Below are 20,606 nucleotides of genomic sequence, written 5' to 3'. Positions count from 1 at the left end.
GAGACCGATCATGACCAGTGTGCTGTCCGCCCCCACCGATACCCCCGACATCGAGTTCGCCTCTCGGGACCGCATTTCCACGCTGCAGTTGGAGCGCCTGCGATGGTCGCTGCAGCACGCGTACGACAACGTTCCGCACTACACGAAGGCATTCGACGACGCCGGGGTGCATCCGACCGATCTGAAAGATCTGTCGGATCTGGCGAAGTTCCCGTTCACCGCCAAGAAGGACCTGCGGGAGAACTACCCGTTCGGCATGTTCGCGGTGCCGCAGGACAAGGTCTCGCGCATCCACGCGTCCTCGGGCACCACCGGCCGTCCCACCGTCGTCGGATACACCGCGAACGACATCAGCAACTGGGCCGACCTCATCGCGCGCAGCCTTCGGGCCGGTGGTGTCAAGCCGTCGGACAAGGTGCACGTGGCCTACGGCTACGGTCTCTTCACCGGCGGACTCGGCGCGCACTACGGCGCAGAACGACTGGGCTGCACCGTGATTCCGATGTCCGGTGGCATGACCGATCGTCAGATCCAGCTCATCGAGGACTTCGAGCCCGACGCCATCATGGTCACGCCGTCGTACATGCTCACGATTGTCGACGCGATGGTCAAGAAGGGCATCGATCCGGCGAAGACCTCGCTGAAAACCGGCGTCTTCGGCGCGGAGCCCTGGACCGAGGAGATGCGCAAGGAGATCGAGAAGACTCTCGACATGGACGCCGTCGACATCTACGGCCTGTCCGAGGTCATGGGACCGGGCGTCGCGATGGAATGCGTCGAAACCAAGGACGGACTCCACATCTGGGAGGATCATTTCTACCCGGAGGTCATCGACCCGGTGACCGGCGAGGTTCTGCCCGACGGCGAGGAGGGTGAATTGGTGTTCACGTCCCTGTCCAAGGAAGCGATGCCGATCATCCGCTACCGCACGCGCGATCTGACGCGACTGCTACCGGGCACGGCTCGCACGATGCGTCGGATGCAGAAGGTCACCGGCCGCACCGACGACATGATCATTCTGCGCGGAGTCAATCTCTTCCCGACGCAGATCGAGGAGCTGATCCTGACGGTTCCCGTTCTGGCACCGCAGTTCCAGTGCGTGCTCGAGCGTGCCGGACGCATGGACTCACTGACCGTCCTCGTCGAAGCCCGACCCGATGCCGCGCTCGACACGCATCCGATTGCCGCAGCAACGCTGAAGAAGCTGGTCAAGGACCGGATCGGCGTCAGCGTCGCGGTCGACGTCGTTGCACCGGCGGCCCTCGAGCGTTCCATCGGTAAGGCCCGTCGTCTGATCGACAACCGTCCGACCGTATGACATGAGCCCGGTGGCACAGGATTTCGAGCAATGGCGCGAGAACGTCTCGACGGCGTTCGTGCCGCTCGACGCTGTGTCCACCGGGCCGTCGTCGTTCCAGGGCACGCTGGTGTCGTCGACGCTCGGGGCGCTGCAACTGAGCGAGGTGACCGGCCGGGAGGTCGACGTCAGGCGCACACGCGCGACCATCCGGCGGTCCGACCCCGGATCGATCAAGGTGGGTCTGCAACTGACGGGGTGCGGCACGATCGTCCAGAACGAGCGGGAGGCCGTGCTCCATCCTGGCGACTTCGCGGTCTACGACACCAGTGCCCCTTACGATCTGCACTTCGCCGGGGACTTCGAGATGTTCGTGGTGATGTTTCCACGCGACGCGCTCCGCATCGATTCCCGTGACTTGACGACCGTTGCCGCGCGTCGCATCGAGGGCGATCACGGCGTCGGTGCGCTGGTGTCGCCGTTCCTGTTCAATTTGCGTCGCAACGCCGCCGACGGCACATTGCCGACGACACCGATGCTCGAGAACGCCGTCCTCGATTTGCTCTGCGCCGCTCTCGACGACGCGGCTCCCCACGATGCGCCGGGATCCACACTCCTGATCGAGGCCAAGAGTCTCGTCGAAGCTCAGCTGTCCGATCCAACACTGTCCACGGCGTCTCTCGCTGCGCACCTGCATATTTCGACGCGCTACTTGCAGAAGCTCTTCGCGCAGGACGGTCGCACGGTGGCCGGCTGGATCAGATCCAGGCGTCTGGAGAGGTGCCACCGCGACCTGCGTGACCCTCGTTTCGCCGCAGACAGTATCGGAACCGTCTGTGCACGTCACGGTTTGATCGATTCCTCGAACTTCTCGAAGCTGTTCAAGGAGACGTACGGCATGTCTCCGCGGGAGTATCGCGCCGGGTGAGAGCGCACGCCGCCCTCAGCCGACCACGAACTACTACCCGAGGATCAGATCCGAGGCCCGCTCACCGACCATGATGGACGGCGCATTGGTGTTGCCCGACGGCACCGTGGGCATGATCGACGCGTCCGCCACCCGCAATCCATCGACCCCGCGGACCCGAAGGTCCGCTCCGACAACGGCATCGGAGTCCGACTCGGCTCCCATCTTGCAGGTGCCGACCTGGTGGTGGTACGTACCGGCAGTCTGTCGGACGTACGCCCGCAGGTCGTCGCGGGTGCGGGCGCTCGGTCCCGGAACCACCTCCGCCTTGCGCCACGGCGCGAAGGCATCGGAGGCACCGATCTCCCGGCAGATCTCCACCGCGTCGACCATCGCCTCGAGGTCGTACGGATCGGCCAGGATGTTCGGATCCGCCAGAGGCAGTTCATTCGGATCCGAGGACGCCAATCGCAGCGTGCCGCGTGAACGCGGAGCCACGATTCCCGGAGCGATCGTGTAGCCGTTCTCGGGCACCGGGTATCCGTCGGCGGGGTAGGGGATGTGCATGAACAGGGGCTGCAGATCGGGTGCAGCGCCGGCCCATCCGGTACTGCGGGCGTACAGCTGCGCTTCGAGCAGGTTGTTGGTACCGGCTGCGAGCGGCTCGAGGGACTCGTAGATGTTGCTGAGCAGCAAATGATCGTGCAGATTCTCGCCGACGCCCGGCAGGTCGATGACGGTGTCGATTCCCAGTTCAGCCAAATGTCTGGACGGCCCGATTCCACTGAGCAGCAGGGTCTTCGGAGAGCCGAGGGCTCCGCCGCACAGGATGACCTCGTGATCGGCGAACGCTCGCTCCAGCTCGCCATCTCCGCGGCTGTATTCGATGCCCACCGCTCGGCCGTTCTCGAGCACCACTCGGTGCACGAGAGCACCGGTGGTCACCGTCAAGTCGGGATTGTCGAGCACCGGGCCGACGAAGCTCTTCCAGGCGCTCATCCGCTCACCGTCGCGCGTGGTGGTGTGGTTGTAGCCGGCACCGACCATCTCGTCGGCGTTGAAGTCGTCGATCAGTTTGTGACCATGTTCGACGGCCGCGTCGACGAACGCCGCCGCCAAGGGGTGCGGGGTACCCATGATCGACACCGGCAGTGGCCCGTCGCCGCCGTGGAACTCGTTGGCACCGAGTTCGTGTGACTCCGAACGCTTGAACAGCGGCAGCACGTTCTCCCAGGCCCATCCCGCATCACCGGTCGCAGAGGCCCATCCGTCGTAATCGCTGGAATGCCCTCGCACGTAAATCATTCCGTTGAGGGACGAGCTGCCACCGAGGACGCGTCCGCGTGGCCAGAAGATTCGCCGATCGTTGGCGTGCTTCTGCGGGGTGGTGAACAGTCCCCAGTCCTGCGGTCCGCCCAACAGCGTCGGCCAGCCCTGCGGTGAGTGGATCGCCGGATCGGTGTCCACGGGACCGGCCTCGATCACGTGGACGGTGTGGCCTGCGTCGAGGAGCCTTCTCGCGATGACGCTTCCTGCTGATCCTGCTCCGACGACGACGTAGTCGGTCGATTTCTTCGGCATGTCAGTCCTTGCTGTTTCGTTGCTGCACGAGGGAGTCGGGCTACAGAACTACGGTGACGACCTTCTCTTCGGTGTTGGCCTCGATACCGGCCCACCCGAGTTCCCGGCCCGTGCCACTGGACTTCATGCCGCCCCAGGGGAGAGCGGGATCGATTGCAGCCCAGCCGTTCACCCACACCGCGCCGGAACGGACCTGCCCGGCCAGTATGTGCGCCCTCGACACGTCGCGGGTCCAGATCGAAGCGGCCAAGCCGTACACGGTGTCGTTGGCAATGGAGATCGCCTCGTCGGCCGTATCGAACGGAATCACCGTTCCGACGGGTCCGAAAATCTCCTCCTGGGCGATCTTCATGTCGTTGTCGGCGTCGGCGAAGATCGTCGGCTCGACGAAATAGCCGGCGCTGTCGGGACGTCCACCGCCGGCCGCCACTCGCGCTCCGCCGTCGCGTCCGGCCTGGATGTACCCGAGGACGCTGTCGCGCTGCTTCGCGTTGACGAGTGCGCACATCGTCGTCGACGGATCGAAGGGATCTCCCAGGACCTGAGCCGATGCGGCGGCGGCCAAACCGTCGACCACCTGCGAGTACAGCGAGCGGTGCACCAGCACTCGCGTCCCCGCGGCACACACCTGGCCCTGATTGAAGAACAGTCCCATCGCGGTTCCGTTGATCGCCGCCTCCAGGTCCGCATCCTCGAGGATGATCTGCGGGGACTTGCCGCCGAGCTCGAGCGTCGTCCGCTTGAATGTGTCGGCTGCCTTCTTGGCGATGATTCTGCCGACCCGAGGGCTGCCGGTGAAGCTGATCTTGTCGACGTCCGGATGGCCGACCAAGGTATCGCCCGTCACTTCGCCCAGTCCTGGAACAACATTGACCACTCCGGCAGGTACGCCTGCCTCGTCGATCAGTCGAGCCAGATGCAGGATGGACAGTGGCGCGTCCTCCGGCGGCTTGACGACGACGGTGTTCCCCGCGGCCAGAGCGGGAGCAAGCTTCCATGCCGCAATCATCAGCGGGGTGTTCCAGGGAACGATCATGCCGATGACGCCCACCGGCTCACGGACGGTGTACGAGTGCGTCGGCTGCCCGAAGTAGCCCGCAGTGGGGATGGAGCTCCCGGTGATCTTGTCGGCCCAGCCCGCGAAGTGCCGGAAAGTGGCTGCAGCATTGGGGATGTCGAGCATTGCCGGTTGACCGACCGGCTTGCCGACGTCGAGGGCTTCGAGTCGAGAGAGAAGGTCACCGTCCCGCTCGATCAGATCGGCCACCCGATTGAGCAGCTGGCCCCGGACCGCTCCGGGGGTAGCACCCCACTCACCACCGAGCTGGGCACGGGCCGCACGCACCGCTGCATCGACGTCCGACGCGGTGGCCGCAGCAATCTCGGCCAGGGGCTGTTCGGTGGTCGGGTTGATGTCGGTGAAGGTGCCTCCGTCGGATGCACCGTGCCACTGCCCCGCGATGTAGAGCTCGGTGGCGGTTCCGGTCGGCAGCGACGGTGCGGCCGATTCCTGTACTGCGGTCATATGTTTTCGCTCCTTCTCGGTGCCGTGTGCAGGCACCTCTCGCATGTCTGCTCCAGACTGCGCCCGGGCGAACGTGCCGGTCTTGTGTGATCGCGCACACATTGTGCGGTAGATGCGCACAGTCGCGAGAGTGCAGCAGACAGCCGAACGGGTTCCGTGCCGGCACCGAAAGGCGCAGTATGAGGTGGTGAACGTGACACCGACGCAATTGCGAGCGCAGTTCGCCCTTCGTCTGTCGGCTCTGTACGGGCGGGAGGTTCCCGCGTACACGACGCTGTTGGATGTCACCGCGTCGATCAATGCCGACACGATGCGCACCAGCGGTGCCGATGCGGAACGTTTCGGCTCCATCGATCGCGTCACCGCCGAGCGACACGGGGCGATTCGTGTCGGCAATGCACGTGAGATGTCGCAGGTGGCACTGATATTCGGTGCCATGGGCATGTATCCGGTGGGTTTCTACGATCTGCGTGACACTGCGTCGAGTTCGATTCCGGTGGTGTCGACTGCGTTCCGGCCGATCGATCCGGCCGAGCTGGCGATCAACCCGTTCCGGATCTTCACCTCGATGCTGGTGGCGTCGGATCGACGGTTCTTCGACCCGGATCTCGGCCGTCGCCTGACGGAATTCCTCGACCGCAGAACACTGTTCCCTCCGCTACTGCTCGAGCTGGCAGCCACGTGCGAGAGGGACAACGGCCTCGCAGCGGAGGAGTCCGCTACCTTTCTGGACCTCGCGACGGCGGCGTTCGCGTTGTCGACCGACCCTGTCGACAGAGCGTGGTATCGCGAACTCGAGGCAGTCTCGGCGGTGGCCGCCGACATCGGTGGTGTCTCCTCCACCCACATCAACCATCTGACACCGAGGGTTCTGGACATCGATCTTCTGCATCGCCGTATGGGAGAGCGCGGGGTGGCGATGATCGACACCATCCAGGGGCCTCCTCGTACGTCCGGTCCCGGATTGTTGTTGCGCCAGACGTCGTTCCGAGCGCTGGACGAGCAGCGGATGTTTCTCGACGAGAACGGCAACATCGAACCCGGCCATCTACGGGTACGGTTCGGCGAGGTCGAAGCCAGGGGCGCGGCAGCTACCGCACTCGGACGACGTCGCTACGACGAGTATCTGGATCGACTCGATACCGAGAAACCCGAGGACGCGTCCGCACTGTGGTCGTCGCTGGTGCCGGACGACGAGACACAGTGGATGGCAGAAGACCTCGCCTACTTCACCTTTCGAGTCACGGGGTCGAACCCGTCCGCTGCAGTCCGGGACGGTGGCCTCGTCGATCTGGTCAGGTCGGGTGTTGTCGCGGCCGACCCGATCGTGTACGAGGACTTCCTGCCCAAGTCGGCGGCGGGCATCTTCAGGTCCAATCTCGAATCCGACGGCACCCGAAATTCCGACAACACCGCGGCAGCCTTCGATGCAGAGGCGATGGAAAGCGTTCTGGGACGGACCCTGCACGACCCGTACCGGATCTACGGCCGCCTCCGAGACGAGTCGGTGACGCGAGCCGAGAAGCACCTCGGCCTGACGAAGCCTCTCGACTGCCCATGGACCCACTGAGCAACTGGCCCGAGATACCGAGCGTCAGCCCGAGATACCGAGAGATCCGGCGAGGGTCGGCCAACTCTTCGGTAGCTGCTCCACCCAGTACGGCCACGAGTGCGTTCCGGTCTCGGTGAAGTCGAACGTTGCAGGAATGTTCAACTGGCCGAGCCGATCCGCAAGTCGGTGTGTGCAGTAGTTCGACCCGACCTCGATGAGGCCACCGACCACCACCCTGTCCCATCCCGCTGCAGTGTCGAAGCTTTCGTGACGTCCGGGAGCGCCGGTTCCCACCGACACGTAGACATCGGTACCGCGCAGACTTTCGGCATTGGCCACCGAATCATGTTCGGCCCACGCAGGATCGAAGGGTCCGCCCCACATGTTGTCGGCATTGCCGCCGAATGCTCCGACGATGGCTCGAATACTGGCCTGGCCCAACGGTTCGGCGGACGCGAAGCAGCCGCTGTACGACGCCACGCCGGAGTACACGTCCGGATTACGTGCGGCGAGCATCATCGCCGATTGTGCGCCCATCGACAGGCCGGCGATCGCGTTGCGGCCGTTGCCATCCACGGCGGCGTCGATCAGCGGAGGCAGTTCCTCGGTGAGAAACGTTTCCCACTGGTAGCGGCCGAGTTTCGGGTCGTCGCGCTGCCAGTCGGTGTAGAAGCTTCCTGGCCCGGCCAACGGCAGGACGACGTTGACGTTCTTGTCGGCGAAGAACTCCGCTGCCTGCCCCTTCCGCAACCACATGCTGTTGTGCGGATCCTCTTCGCCGATGCCGCTGAGCATGTACAGCGTCGGACGCGGTCCGGTCTTCACCGCGGGTGTGAGCACCTGCACTTCGACGACGGCTCCCATGGCGGGTGAGTCGACCTTCAGCGTGCGCAGCGTGTCGGATGCCAGGACGGTGTCGACGATGCGGGCGGAGGGGGCAGCCGGCTCGGCGGATGCGATACCTCCCGAGGCGATCGACAGGGACAACGCTGCGACGAAGACAGTGGTGGAGATGCGTCGGCGACGCATGGCGATCCTCTCGGGATTATCACGGTAAGGGTGAATCGAGGTGCAGCATTGCACAATTGCGCGCCCGGTAACACGTTGTGGGCAAACTTTCACCACTGCCGCAGACTCGGTACCCGATCGAGGTGGCGAACCTGTACCTCCGCCCTTTTTCGTCCCTTGAGTCGCACACGAACAATTCGTGCACTAATCAATTCTGCTACTCTGACCACCGTGACCACCACCGAGGATCCACTCGCGCTCGATCGCCAGGTCTGCTTCGCCCTGGCCGTCACCAACCGGGCTGTGCTGTCGGTGTATCGGCCGTTGCTCGAACCGATGGGCCTGACCCATCCGCAGTATCTGGTGATGTTGGCCTTGTGGGGCGAGTCGCCGATGTCGGTCAAAGCGATCGGCTCAGCGCTGCAACTCGACTCGCCCACCCTGTCCCCACTGCTGAAGCGTCTGGAATCGATGGGGATGCTCACCCGCACACGCAGCACGGAAGACGAGCGCATTCTGCTCGTATCCCTCACCCCCGCCGGAGCCGCTCTCCGCGCCGAGGCCGAAAAGATTCCATCCGCGGTCGTGGCGAGACTCGGTGCGTCACTCGACGAACTGGAGCAGTTGCGCCGCGTCCTCACTCGCGTCAACGACGCGGCGATCGCAGCAGGAGCACTGACATGAGCGCACGACCCCAGCGCACCCGTCCGAACGCCGGCCAATGGTTGGGCTACGCCGTCCTGGGCCGCAAACTCCCCGACTCCATGCAGGATTGGGTTCGACGCGACCTCGTCGGCCCCGGCGCGACACCGCGTCACATCCTGCGCTCGATGATCCCGTTCCTGCCCATCTTCATCGGGTTCTTCGTGCTCTTTCCCGGCGCGATCTGGTTACGTGCCTCGATGGTTCTGTTGGCCCTGCTGCTCGCGCTGTTCTACACCGCCGCATACATGGACCAGAACCGCGCCCGTCGTCTCGAAATTCACGGACTGCCCGCCGACCTGAAGAGCGAGAAGAAGACGGCGGAACTCGAACGCGAACGCGAGAACTACCGCCGCAACCACTGACCGGCCGGTCAGTGCTCGCGGGCGAGGCCGGCGGTGAAGTCGTCGGCGATCATGACGGCCAGATCCCGCGTCTTGCGGTTGGTGTTCTGTGAGAGTTCGGTCAATTGCGTGAACGCGGCGTCGGCGTCGATGCGGTACACCGACATGAGGATGCCGACGGCTCGGCCGATAGTGCCGCGGGTCTCGAGCGCCGTACGCAGTGTCGCGGCCTGATTGCCGCTCTCGGCGATCAGCTGCTCGCGCATCCGTGACAGTTCGAGGTGCACGCGAACGCGCGCGACGAGTTCTCGGTCGTGGAACGGCTTGACGATGTAATCGTCGGCACCGCGTCCGAGTCCGTCGAGCACAAAGTCGGTTCCCGCACGAGCGGTCAGCAAGATGACCGGTACTCGTCTCAAGTCGGCGTCGCCGCGGATGTCGTCCACCAGATCCAGACCACTGCGCCCCGGCAGCATGACGTCGGAGAGCACGAGCCCCGGCAGCATCGCTCGGGCACGATCGAGAGCGGTCTCGATGTCCCCCGCTGTCGAGACGGACCACCCTTCGTCGGTCAGCAGGCGCGCGAGGTAGTTGCGCATGTCGACGTTGTCCTCGACGAGCAGGACATCGGCGCGATCGGTCGTCTCGGGAACGGGCTCGATCGAGGGGAAGATCGCCGAGATCGGATCGGCCGGAGCGCCGGGTCGATCGACAGCGGCAGCTTCTGCGGGCAACCGCGGCACCTGCACGGTGAAGGTAGTCCCCCGGCCCACGTCGCTGTCGACGTCGATGCGCCCGTTCAAGGCGGTCAGCAAGTCCGTCACCAGGGCAAGCCCGATTCCGGACCCTTCGATGCTGTGCGCGCCTTCTCTCTCGACGCGGTGGAACCGGTCGAAGATTCGAGGCAGGTCCTCGGCCGGAATTCCCAGTCCGGTGTCTGCGACCACGAGCCGAACGGTGGTCTCGTCCGCGACCAGACGAACCGACACCCGTCCGGCCGGGGTGTACTTGACGGCGTTGGCGACGAGGTTGAACACGACCTTCGACCACATTTCGGCGTCGGTCAGGACCACGACGTCCTCTGCCGCATCCACGACGAGCTCGAGCCCCTGCGCCGACGCGACGGCCGAGAACATCGTCGCGCAATCGCGTGTCACCGAGCCGAGGTTCACCGGCTCGGGTCGAGAGACGAGTCGGCCGGCCTCGGCATTGACGATGTCGAGCAGGTCGTCCACCAACCTGCGCAGCCGCATCGACGCGCGATGAACGACGTCGAGTGATTCGCGGTCGTTCGCGGCCAACACCGAAGCAGCGTTCTCGCGTACCGAATCGAGCGGGCCCGTCAGCAACGTCAGCGGGGTGCGGAATTCGTGCCCGACGTTCTCGAGCAGCCGAGTCTTCGCAGCATCGGCGTCGGCCAAGGCCGCCACCCGGCTGCGCTCCATCTCGAACGCGTGCGAGGCCGTCAATGCGGTGGACAGGCGTTCGGCGACGACGACGCAGAACGAGGTGAAGGCATCGTCGATCACCCGATGGCTGCTCACTCCGATCAACAGCGCCCCGACCGGCTGAACCCGACCCGCCATCGTCAACGGTACGACGACGGCCTGCGGAACGTTGCCGTCCACCTGCACGGTCGCGCAGGCGACCGTACCGTCGGCAACTCGAGAGATGTCGGCGCACTCCCACGTCGCAGCGTCGTACCCGGCGTCGCCGCCGGTCACGACACATTCCACCGGACCGTCCGCATTCAGATCTTCGCGGAGGTAACCGGCGACGAGGGGAAACTCCGACGCTTCCGCCGCGAGCACGCCCACTGCCGCACGGCAGATGTCCACGGCACCGTCGGTGTCGTTGCCCGTCAGCGTGCCCAGGCTCAGCAACGCCTGCATGCGGCGTTCGCCGAGGAGCTGCTGGGTGACCTCCGACGTCGCGACGAACACGCCGAGGACCGCGCGCTCGGGACCGTGAATCGGACTGTACGAGAAGGTCCAGTACGTCTCTTCGAGGAACCCGTACCGATTCATCATGAACCGTTGGCGAGCACCGTGCACCGCAGTGCCGCCGTCGACGACCTGATGAGCCAATGCGCCGATCTCGTCCCAGATCTCTGCCCAGCAGTCCCTGGCCGGCTGCGCTGCGGCGGCGGGAAACTTGTCACCGAGAAAATCGGTGTACGAGTGGTTGAAGATCTGGACCAGGTGCGGCCCCCACCAGATCAACATCGGGATGGTCGACGGCATGACCGTGCGGATGGCCGCGATCAATTCGTACGGCCATTGCTCCACCGGTCCCAGCTCCGTGCAGCTCCAATCCAGCTCGCGAAACCGAGCCTCGGTGGCATTGTCACCGGGAAACAGCTCGTCGAGCCGAGCCGAACCGGGATCGGGTACTGCGGGATTCATGGCCTCGTCCTTAGTCACATGCGGCCGTAGGTCAAGGACGGGCGCAAACTCCTCGACGATTCTATCCGAGCACCAGGTGGGTGAGCGTTTCGCTCACCTGCGCCGGGGGTAATCGACCGCTCATGCCCACCTCATCCAGTCTCCCGTATCCCCTGGGCGTCTCGCGTCTGTCCGACGACGGTGCCAACCTCGCCGTCTACTCCGAGACAGCCGACTCGGTGTCCGTCGTCGTGATGAACGAAGACGGAACAGAGCGCAGTACAACGCCGTTGACGCTTCGCACCGGTCACGTCTTCCACGATCTGGTGCCCGACGTCACCCCGGGAACGCGATACGGTCTCCGCGTCGACGGCCCGTGGGATCCCGCCTCGGGACTGCGCCACAACCCGGCGAAGCTACTGCTCGACCCGTACGCCACGGCCATCACCGGCCAGGTCGACTGGAACGAGTCGGTGTTCTCGCATCTGCATGCAGAGCCGGAGACCCGCAACGACGAGGACTCCGCGCCGCACATGCCGTATTCCGTTGCAGTGCAATCGAACTTCGATTGGACCGGCGACGAGGCACCGCGCACTCCGCTGGACCGCACCGTCGTCTACGAGGTCCACGTGAAGGGCTTCACCGCCACCAATCCCGATGTTCCCGAGGACATTCGAGGAACGTACGCCGGGCTGGCCCACCCCGCCGCGATCGCGCACCTGAAGCGTATCGGCGTCACCGCAGTGGAGCTGTTGCCCATTCATCAGTTCGTCCAGGATTCGCACCTGCTCGAAGAGGGCCGCCGAAACTACTGGGGCTACAACTCCATCGGCTTCTTCGCCCCGCACAACGAGTACGCCAGCACCGGCGACACCGGCGGTCAGGTGGACGAATTCAAGGCACTGGTCAAGGCGATGCACGAGGCCGGTATCGAGGTCATCCTGGATGTCGTCTACAACCACACAGCCGAGGGCAACCACCTGGGACCGACGTTGTCTCTCAAGGGAATCGACAACGGCTCGCACTACCGACTCGTCGACGACGACCGCAGCGCCTACTACGACACCACGGGCACCGGCAACAGCCTCAACGTCGGACATCCCGCGGCGCTGGGCCTGATCATGGACTCGCTGCGGTACTGGGTCACGGAGATGCACGTCGACGGATTCCGTTTCGATCTCGCGAGCACCCTGACCCGTCAGGACTCCGGCCTCGACGTCCACAGCGCGTTCCTCGATCTCGTACACCAGGATCCGACGCTCGCGCCGGTCAAACTCATCGCCGAGCCCTGGGACACCCAGGGCTACCAGGTGGGCGGGTTCCCGGCCCGGTGGTCGGAGTGGAACGGTAAGTTCCGCGACGACGTTCGTGACTTCTGGCGCGGCGAGGACGGCGCGTTGTCCGCTCTTGCGCAACGTGTCACCGGCAGCCCCGACGTGTACGAGAGCACCCGGCGCCCAACCTTGGCGAGTGTCAACTTCATCACCGCCCACGACGGCTTCACCCTGGCCGACCTCAATTCCTACGACGAGAAGCACAACGAGGAGAACGGCGAGGACAGCCAGGACGGCGAATCCGACAACCGTTCGTGGGGATGTGGTGCCGAGGGCCCGACCGACGACGAGGGCGTCAACGCACTCCGCGCCCGCCAGCAGCGTAATCACCTTGCCACACTGCTCCTTTCGGCCGGCGTCCCGATGATCCTCGGCGGCGACGAACTGGGCCGAACGCAGAACGGCAACAACAACGCGTACTGCCAGGACAACGAGGTCTCCTGGTTCGACTGGAGCACGGTCGATCAGGATCTCGTCGACTTCACCACCCACCTGATCTCGCTGCGCGACGAGCATCCGGCGTTGCGTCCCACCTGGTTCCGGCACGACAGCGATTCCGAGGAAGACGGGGCAGGACCCGATACGGTCGACTTCTACCGCGCCGACGGTCAGAAACTGGTCGACGAGGATTGGTCGGACGGAAACGCGCACAGCATTCTCATCCTGATGCGTGCGGGCGAGGGAGACGCGGCGTTCGCCTGGATGGTCAACGCCTCACCTGCGACAGTCGAATTCACGCTGCCGGAGGGCAAGTGGAGTCAGTCGACGTCGAGTGATCCGGATCAGGCGTACGAGGCGGGCGGACCGTCCATTCTGATTCGCGAGCATTCGTTCACGTTGCTGCAAGGCTGATCGGTCCACCGTTCGAGAATCTGTAGCCACTCCTCCGATTCGGAGCGTCCGGCCCACGCGATGTATCCGTCGGGCCGGACGAGGACGGCGGGGCCGCTGTCGGTACGGCGGACGATGTCCGTTCGAGTGCAGTCGCTCTCGCCGACCTGACCCCGACGGACCCGAGCGATCAGGCGGCAGGCAGTACCTTCGTGAACAGCACGGCCCCGGTCGCGTCGCAGAGGTTGACGGTCAGATCGCGCGAGTCCCCGTCGATGAGAACCTCACCGAAATGCTGAAACGCGTCGAGTGGCGACGCGTTCGGCTCCGGTGGCGCGTGCACGAACACTGCTTCCGGGCCGAACGTGCCGTCCAAGTCGTTGGGGCCGAACGCGCCGGCGTTGAGCGGCCCACTGACGAATTCCCAGAACTCGCGAAATTCCTGATAGGCCGCGCGCTCCGGCGAATAGTGATGCGCTGCTGTGTAATGCACGTCGGCGGTGAGCCAGACGGTGCCGGTGACGTCGTTCCGATCGATCGCGGTGAGCACCTGCGCGATGTCGGTCTCACGACCCAGCGGCGCACCGGGGTCTCCGTTGCCGACGCCTTCCTGCGCGACCTTCCCGTCAGGAACGACGAGTCCGAGGGGCAGGTCGTTCGCGATGATCTTCCACGTCGCGGTGGAGCGGGACAGCTCGTCGATCAACCACTGACGCTGCGCCGAGCCGAGGATCTCCCCTGACGCAGCGGTGTTCGCACCGTTCGCATCCTTGTACGTGCGCATGTCGAGGACGAAGACGTCGAGCAGCGGCCCGTAGGCGATCTTGCGGTACACCCGGCCGTCGACGGCTTCTGTGGGCGCGATTGGCAACCACTCGTGAAACGCCTGCAACGCTCTCTGCGACAGCAGGTCCACATCCTTCACCGTGTATTGCTCCAGGTCGAGGATCTCACCGGGATACCAGTTGTTGACGGTTTCGTGATCGTCCCACTGGACCATCTGGGCGACAGACGAATTGAAGCGGCGGTAGTTGTCGTCGGTGAGATTGTAGGCGTATTGGCCGCGGTACTCGTCGAGCGTCTCGGCGACCTTGGACTTGGCCTCGCTCATGGTGTTTCGCCAGATTCGGCCGTCGGGAAGTGTCACGCGCTCCTCGAGCGGGCCGTCCGCATAGATCACATCGCCGCTGTGCAGGAACAGATCCGGCTGCCTGTCGGCCATCGCCGAGAAGATCGTCATACCGCCGATGTCGGGGTTGATGCCGTAACCCTGGCCTGCGGTGTCGCCACCCCACAACAGGCGGATGTCGGATGGGCCGTCAGGAGCTGTGGAGAACATTCCGGTGACGGGTTCAGACGTCGCGCCGTCCTCGCCCTCGAGCGTGACGCGATAGTGAACCTTCTGTCCCGCAGGCAATCCGGTCAGGCGCAGCACCCCCGTTCCGTCCGACTGCGGAGTCAGCAGTGGCCCCCGCATCGTAGTCACAGAGGAGAACGAGTCCGTCGCGGACGTGTCGACGATCATCGTCGCCGGAGTATCCGAACGTGCCCACACCAGCGCTCCGTCGGCACGCACATCACCGCTGGCGACACCGTGTGTCAGCACCGGCCGGGTGCGAACCAACGCCGGGCTGCATGCCAGCACAGGCGTGGCAGCGGCACCGAGAGCGGCATATCGGAGGAGGGATCGACGGGTGAGCTGCATGCCCTTCACCGTCCAGCATCGACATGAACGGCTCGTAGCGCCCAGGAAGACAGACGATTTCCGCCACAAGCGCGTCGTACCGTGCGACGAGGAACGCGGCCGCAGGATCGGAAAACACAACCACCGATCCCGACCCTGCGGCGCTACCTCACCGAACCGCTGTGAGGGTCAGCTCACCCCGGCGCGCACGTCCGGTGCCCCGAGCCTGGCCGCGTCGGCGGTCTCGTCATCGGGCTGTTGCTGTGAATCCCGTTCTGCCAGAACACGAAGACGGTAGTGCTCGATCTCTTCCGTCCGGTGCTGATCGTCCCATCCGAGAATAGGAGCCACCAGCCGAGCTACTTCCTCGGCTGCTGCTTCACCACGATCGGGAACCTCGATGGAGATGCGGGTGCGCCGGGTGAGGATGTCCTCGAGATGCTGCGCGCCTTCGTGACTCGCGGCATAGACGACCTCTGCCTTGAGGTACTCCGGTGCGCTGTCGAGAGGCTTCCCGAGTTCGGGATCGGCGTCGATCAGATCCAGCACCTCACCCATCAGGGTGCCGTACCGACCCAACAGATGCTCGACGCGTGAGACCCGCATGCCGGTACGTTCGGCCGTCAGATTGCGGGAGTTGTACGCCCCGAGGTAGCCGTCGGCCCCGACGAGTGGGATGTTCTCGGTGACGCACTTGGGCACGGTCCGTTCGAGCCCGTGCACCGCGGCATCCACTGCGTCCTTGGCCATCACGCGGTAGGTGGTGTACTTGCCACCGGCGATGACGGTCAGTCCTCGCACCGGGCTGGACACCGCATGCTCGCGGGAGAGCGTGCTGGTGGAGTCGGATTCTCCGAACAGCAACGGCCGCAGACCCGCGTAGACCCCGACGACATCGGCGCGGTCCAGTGGATCGGCCAGCAGCTTGTTCACGTGCCCCAGGATGTAGTCGATGTCGCTCTGGCTCGCGGCCGGGTGAGCGAGATCGAGCTTCCAGTCGGTATCGGTGGTGCCGATGATCCAGTGGCTTCCCCACGGGATGACGAAGAGCAGGCTCTTCTCGGTGCGCGTGATGATGCCCGTGGCGCTGTTGATGCGGTTGCGGGGCACCACCAGGTGCACGCCCTTGGATGCGCGAACCTGGAACTGTCCACGCCCGCCGACCATCTGCTGGACCTCGTCGGTCCACACACCCGCGGCGTTGATGACCTGTTTGGCACGCACCTCGAACGAACGACCCGTTTCCAGATCGCTCGCCACGACTCCGACGACCTTGTCGTCCTCACGAAGGAAGCCCGTGACGCGAGTGCTGTTGGCGCACAACGCCCCATAGGCGGCTGCGGTCCGCGCAATCATCATCGTGTGCCGAGCGTCGTCGACCTGGCCCTCGTAGAACTTCACCGCACCGCGAATCGCCGACCGCTTACCGGAAGGGAAGGATTCGAGCGTCTTCTTCTTACCGAGGTGCTTGTGATGACTCGGGACGCCGCGTCCGGCACCCATGACGTCGTACACGCCGATGCCGAGCCCCACGTACGGACGGTCGATCACCTTTTCGAGCGGATAGATGAACGGGACCGGCCGAGCGAGGTGCGGGCACAACGTGTTCAGCACGAGCGAGCGCTCTTTGAGGGCCTCGAACACCAGCGAGAAGTTGAACTGTTCGAGGTACCGCAGACCGCCGTGGAACAGCTTGCTCGAGCGACTGGACGTGCCGGCCGCATAGTCGCGTGCTTCGAGCAGTCCGACCTTCAGACCACGCGTCACCGCGTCGAGAGCCGTTCCCGCGCCGACGACGCCGCCGCCGATCACCAGGATGTCCAGCTCTTCGGCTTCCATCCGTGCGATTGCCTCGGCGCGCGCGGTTGGACTCAAAGCCGTTGTGGTGGAACTCATTCTTCATCAACCCAATCGAGAGTACGTGTCACTGCCTTCTTCCAGCCGGCGTACAGCTTTGCCCGCTGGTCTTCGTCCATGGACGGTGTCCATGTCTTGTCCTCGGCCCAGTTCTGGCGAATGTCGTCCTCACTCGCCCAGTACCCGACGGCGAGGCCTGCCGCGTATGCCGCTCCGAGAGCGGTGGTTTCGGCTACGACAGGCCGCACCACGTCGACGTTCAGGATGTCGGACTGGAACTGCATCAACAGTTCGTTGACAACCATTCCGCCGTCGACCTTGAGCACCTCGAGGTCGACGCCGGAGTCGGCGTTCATGGCCTCGATGACCTCGCGCGTCTGGTACGCAGTGGCTTCGAGCACGGCACGGGCCAGGTGGCCCTTGTTGACGAACCGCGTCAATCCCACGATGGCACCGCGCGCATCGGCACGCCAGTGCGGAGCGAACAGACCCGAGAACGCGGGCACGAAGTACGCGCCGCCGTTGTCGTCCACCGAACGCGCATCGGTCTCGATGTCCGCAGCCGAGGAAATCATGCCGAGGTTGTCCCGCAGCCACTGCACGAGCGAACCCGTCACCGCGATCGAGCCTTCGAGCGCGTACACCGTCGGCTGGTCGCCGATCTTGTAGCAGACGGTGGTGAGCAGGCCGTTCTTGCTCATGACCTTCTCGGTGCCGGTGTTGAGCAGCACGAAATTGCCTGTGCCGTAAGTGTTCTTGGCCTCACCGGGAGACAAGCAGGCCTGCCCGAAGGTGGCCGCCTGCTGGTCGCCCAGGATGCCGGAGATCGGCACACCGCGGAACGGTCCGCGTTCACGGCCGGTGCCGTACACCTCGGAGCTCGACCTGATCTCGGGCAGCATCGACATCGGAATGCCCATGTCGGCGCAGATGCCCTCGTCCCACTGCAGGGTGTCGAGATCCATCAACAGCGTGCGCGAGGCGTTGGTCGGATCGGTGTAGTGCAATCCGCCGTCGGTTCCGCCGGTCATGTTCCACAGCACCCAGGTGTCCATGTTGCCGAAACACAGCTCTCCCGCTTCGGCTTTGGCCCGTGCACCGTCGACGTTGTCGAGAATCCACTTGATCTTCGGCCCGGAGAAGTAGGTGGCCAACGGCAGACCGGTCTTGGCGGTGTACTTGTTGGCATCGCCGCCGCCGAGTGCGGTCGCGATGCGATCGGTACGGGTGTCCTGCCAGACGATGGCGTTGTAGATCGGCTTGCCCGTCTCGCGGTCCCACACCAGCGCCGTCTCACGCTGGTTGGTGATACCTACTGCGGCGATGTCCTCGCGCGTCAGATCCGCTGCGGCCATGGCACCGGCCGCGACGGCGCGCACGTTGTCCCAGATCTCCGACGCGTCGTGCTCGACCCAACCGGCCTGCGGGAAGATCTGCTGGTGTTCCTTCTGATCGACGGCGACGACGGTGCCCGCGTGATCGAAGATCATGCAGCGTGAAGACGTGGTTCCCTGATCGATCGCGGCGACGTACTTTCCTGCGAACTCGGTCATGGCTTCTCTCCTGTGGTCTGGGTGTCTGCTGGGAGTCGTGATGGCGGCTCGGGCGTCGAACCTTCTTGTTTGCGTAGGTTCTTCCCGATCAACAGGTCGTACAGGAACACTCCTATCGGTCCACCTGCGAGAGGTCCGACGATCGGCACCCAGAAGTACAGGCCGCCGTATTGATCTCGCCACGCTCCACCGTAGCCCGTGATGTACGACGCCAGGCGAGGTCCGAAATCTCGAGCCGGGTTGATCGCGTAGCCGGCGTTGGTGGCCCAGGCGAATCCGATGGCGACGACGATGAGGCCCACGATCAGGGGAGCCATGTTGGCCATCGGTGCGGTGCCGAGCGAATCGGTCACGGCCACGATGAGGAACAGCAGAATGGCGGTACCGATGATCTGGTCGATCAGCGCCGAGGACACACTCACCGGCAGTGTCCCGTTACCGGGCAGTGTCGAGAAGATGGTCTGGGTGGCGGTGGTGTGCCCGGGGTCGACCGCGTTGATCATGTCGTTGTAGTTCCAGCGCACCAGCAGGGCGGCCACGAAGGCACCTGCGGTCTGCGCGAGAATGTACGGCGCAACCATCTTCCAGCTGAATCCGCGGAAGAGTGCGAACGTGATGGTCACCGCGGGATTGAGGTGCGCGCCGGTGATACGGCCCGCGACATAGATACCGAACATCACGCCCAGCCCCCACGCCCAGGCGATCGAGTCGTGACCGCCGAGGCTGCCGGACTCACCACCCGAGACCACCTGAGCGACGACGCCGACACCGAACAGAATGAGAATCATGGTTCCGGCGAACTCCGCGGCCATGTGCGCCGGTAGCCCCCATTCCGGTTCCTTACGTGCCATCTTTCAGCCTCCACACAGTCAGTGATACACGCCACATTGCGTGCCATTTGCCACGGTAGACGGCCTGCACTGCGTTTCACAGCTGATGCACATATGTGCAATTCGGTCGTACACTGGTGCCGGTGACGGACCCCAGTATCACTCCCGAATCCGACCTGCGGACCGGCCATGCCACCCAGGCGGCGCGGCTCTACTACTTCCAGGACATGACGATGGCGGCCATCGGCCGTGAGCTGGGCGTATCTCGTTCGACAGTCTCACGACTCATCACGTTCGCGCGGGCGTCGGGACTGGTGGAAATCAAGATCTCCACCCCACTCGGTCAGGCACCGCGGATCGAGCGTGCATTCGCCGATCTGTACGACATTCGTGCACACGTGGTGCCGGTCGCGGAGACGGTCGACGAACTGCAGCGTCTCGATCGGGTCGCGACCTTCGCCGGCCGACTACTCACGTCGTTCTTCGAGTCGGACATGGTGATGGGCGTCGCCTGGGGAACCACCGTCAGCGCCGTCAGCCGCAAGCTCGCCCCCAAGCGAACCCACAACTCGAGCGTGGTGCAACTGAACGGGGCAGCCAACATGCGCACCACGGGGGTCTCGTATGCCACCGACATCATCCGGACGTTCGCCGACGCGTACGGGGCTGCGGCACAGGGATTTCCGGTTCCCGCATTCTTCGACTATCCGGAAACGAGACAGCACCTGTGGCGCGAGCGCAGCATCAGGCGCGTGCTCGAACTTCAGGATCGCATGAACCTCGCCGTCTTCAGCATCGGCGTCATGAGTGGAGCCGTTCCGAGTCACGTCTACAGCGCCGGCTATCTCGAACGCGAGGACAGAGCCGAGCTGCAACGTGACGGCGTCGTCGGCGACATCGCCACGGTGTTCCTCCGATCCGACGGCAGCTACAACCGAATTGCGTTGAACGACAGATCGAGTGGGCCGAGCCTCGATCGACTCAAGGCCGTCCCGCGCAGAGTCGCCATCGTGGCGGGAGAGTCCAAACTCGACGCCCTCACCGCCGCACTGCGCGGTGGCCTGATCACCGATCTGGTGATCGACGACATCAGCGCCGCGAAATTGGTGTTGCGCTCGCGCTGACCCATGTGATGCTCCTATGAGTGTCAAGTGGCAGTTTTCTGGGTGAGAAGTTGGAACATTTCGCGGGCGACGGCTCGTTTGAGGCAGCGGATT

Annotated in this window: 16 protein-coding genes; 7 read left to right on the top strand and 9 right to left on the bottom strand. The window is 64.5% G+C overall.

Annotated features, from left to right (window positions below):
• Window positions 1-10 precede the first annotated feature (10 nt).
• Window positions 11-1,318 carry a phenylacetate--CoA ligase PaaK gene (gene paaK, locus J2X62_RS16210; protein ID WP_027494661.1) on the top strand — a complete coding sequence of 436 codons (1,308 nt, stop codon included), beginning with the start codon at window positions 11-13 and terminating at the stop codon, window positions 1,316-1,318.
• Window position 1,319: 1 nt separating this feature from the next.
• Window positions 1,320-2,225: a helix-turn-helix domain-containing protein gene (locus tag J2X62_RS16205; RefSeq protein ID WP_310181859.1), complete on the top strand. Its 906-nt coding sequence runs from the start codon at window positions 1,320-1,322 to the stop codon at window positions 2,223-2,225.
• A 33-nt stretch (window positions 2,226-2,258) separates the two neighbouring features.
• On the opposite strand, the gene J2X62_RS16200 is transcribed toward J2X62_RS16205, so the two are convergent.
• Complete coding sequence (locus tag J2X62_RS16200) at window positions 2,259-3,785, bottom strand: GMC family oxidoreductase (RefSeq protein ID WP_201010516.1); 1,527 nt, start codon at window positions 3,783-3,785, stop codon at window positions 2,259-2,261.
• 40 nt (window positions 3,786-3,825) lie between these two features.
• Window positions 3,826-5,310 (bottom strand): phenylacetaldehyde dehydrogenase StyD, encoded by a 1,485-nt coding sequence (gene styD, locus J2X62_RS16195; RefSeq protein ID WP_310181856.1) that lies wholly within the window; start codon window positions 5,308-5,310, stop codon window positions 3,826-3,828.
• A gap of 184 nt (window positions 5,311-5,494) precedes the next feature.
• On the opposite strand from styD, the gene J2X62_RS16190 reads away from it, so the two are divergent.
• Entirely contained in the window at window positions 5,495-6,880 is a 1,386-nt protein-coding gene (locus J2X62_RS16190; protein WP_236254012.1) for a VOC family protein, read from the top strand.
• Window positions 6,881-6,904: 24 nt separating this feature from the next.
• Here J2X62_RS16190 and J2X62_RS16185 read toward each other — a convergent pair whose 3' ends face one another.
• Entirely contained in the window at window positions 6,905-7,891 is a 987-nt protein-coding gene (locus J2X62_RS16185) for an alpha/beta hydrolase family protein (protein WP_201010513.1), read from the bottom strand.
• Window positions 7,892-8,101: 210 nt separating this feature from the next.
• Between J2X62_RS16185 and J2X62_RS16180 the strand changes: the two genes are divergently transcribed.
• On the top strand, window positions 8,102-8,554 hold the full coding sequence (locus J2X62_RS16180; RefSeq protein WP_080966137.1) for a MarR family winged helix-turn-helix transcriptional regulator: 453 nt from the start codon (window positions 8,102-8,104) through the stop codon (window positions 8,552-8,554).
• Complete coding sequence (locus tag J2X62_RS16175; protein ID WP_032367853.1) at window positions 8,551-8,937, top strand: DUF5313 family protein; 387 nt, start codon at window positions 8,551-8,553, stop codon at window positions 8,935-8,937. Before J2X62_RS16180 ends, J2X62_RS16175 begins: the two co-directional genes overlap by 4 nt.
• 8 nt (window positions 8,938-8,945) lie before the next feature.
• Here the strand turns inward: J2X62_RS16175 and J2X62_RS16170 are convergent, their stop codons facing one another.
• Complete coding sequence (locus J2X62_RS16170) at window positions 8,946-11,321, bottom strand: ATP-binding protein (RefSeq protein ID WP_310181847.1); 2,376 nt, start codon at window positions 11,319-11,321, stop codon at window positions 8,946-8,948.
• 122 nt (window positions 11,322-11,443) lie between these two features.
• On the opposite strand from J2X62_RS16170, the gene glgX reads away from it, so the two are divergent.
• A complete protein-coding gene (glgX, locus tag J2X62_RS16165) occupies window positions 11,444-13,486 on the top strand; it encodes a glycogen debranching protein GlgX (RefSeq protein ID WP_032367855.1) in 2,043 nt (680 codons plus the stop codon).
• Here the strand turns inward: glgX and J2X62_RS25465 are convergent.
• From J2X62_RS25465 to J2X62_RS16145, 5 genes are all read right to left on the bottom strand, one after another.
• A complete protein-coding gene (locus J2X62_RS25465; protein WP_371128971.1) occupies window positions 13,417-13,602 on the bottom strand; it encodes a hypothetical protein in 186 nt (61 codons plus the stop codon). The genes glgX and J2X62_RS25465 overlap by 70 nt on opposite strands.
• A gap of 53 nt (window positions 13,603-13,655) precedes the next feature.
• A complete protein-coding gene (locus J2X62_RS16160) occupies window positions 13,656-15,170 on the bottom strand; it encodes an alkaline phosphatase D family protein (RefSeq protein WP_310181842.1) in 1,515 nt (504 codons plus the stop codon).
• Window positions 15,171-15,338: 168 nt separating this feature from the next.
• Entirely contained in the window at window positions 15,339-17,045 is a 1,707-nt protein-coding gene (locus J2X62_RS16155) for a glycerol-3-phosphate dehydrogenase/oxidase (protein ID WP_027494672.1), read from the bottom strand.
• Window positions 17,042-18,559 (bottom strand): glycerol kinase GlpK, encoded by a 1,518-nt coding sequence (glpK, locus tag J2X62_RS16150; RefSeq protein ID WP_032367858.1) that lies wholly within the window; start codon window positions 18,557-18,559, stop codon window positions 17,042-17,044. The genes J2X62_RS16155 and glpK overlap by 4 nt, the downstream gene beginning before the upstream one ends.
• A complete protein-coding gene (locus tag J2X62_RS16145) occupies window positions 18,556-19,410 on the bottom strand; it encodes an MIP/aquaporin family protein (protein ID WP_310181836.1) in 855 nt (284 codons plus the stop codon). The genes glpK and J2X62_RS16145 overlap by 4 nt, the downstream gene beginning before the upstream one ends.
• A 122-nt stretch (window positions 19,411-19,532) precedes the next feature.
• On the opposite strand from J2X62_RS16145, the gene J2X62_RS16140 reads away from it, so the two are divergent.
• A complete protein-coding gene (locus J2X62_RS16140) occupies window positions 19,533-20,513 on the top strand; it encodes a sugar-binding transcriptional regulator (RefSeq protein ID WP_094623152.1) in 981 nt (326 codons plus the stop codon).
• Window positions 20,514-20,606: the final 93 nt, after the last annotated feature.

It is taken from the genome of Rhodococcus sp. 3258, assembly GCF_031456475.1.
Taxonomy (GTDB): domain Bacteria; phylum Actinomycetota; class Actinomycetes; order Mycobacteriales; family Mycobacteriaceae; genus Rhodococcoides; species Rhodococcoides fascians.
This window is presented reverse-complemented; position numbering and strand designations above follow the sequence as displayed.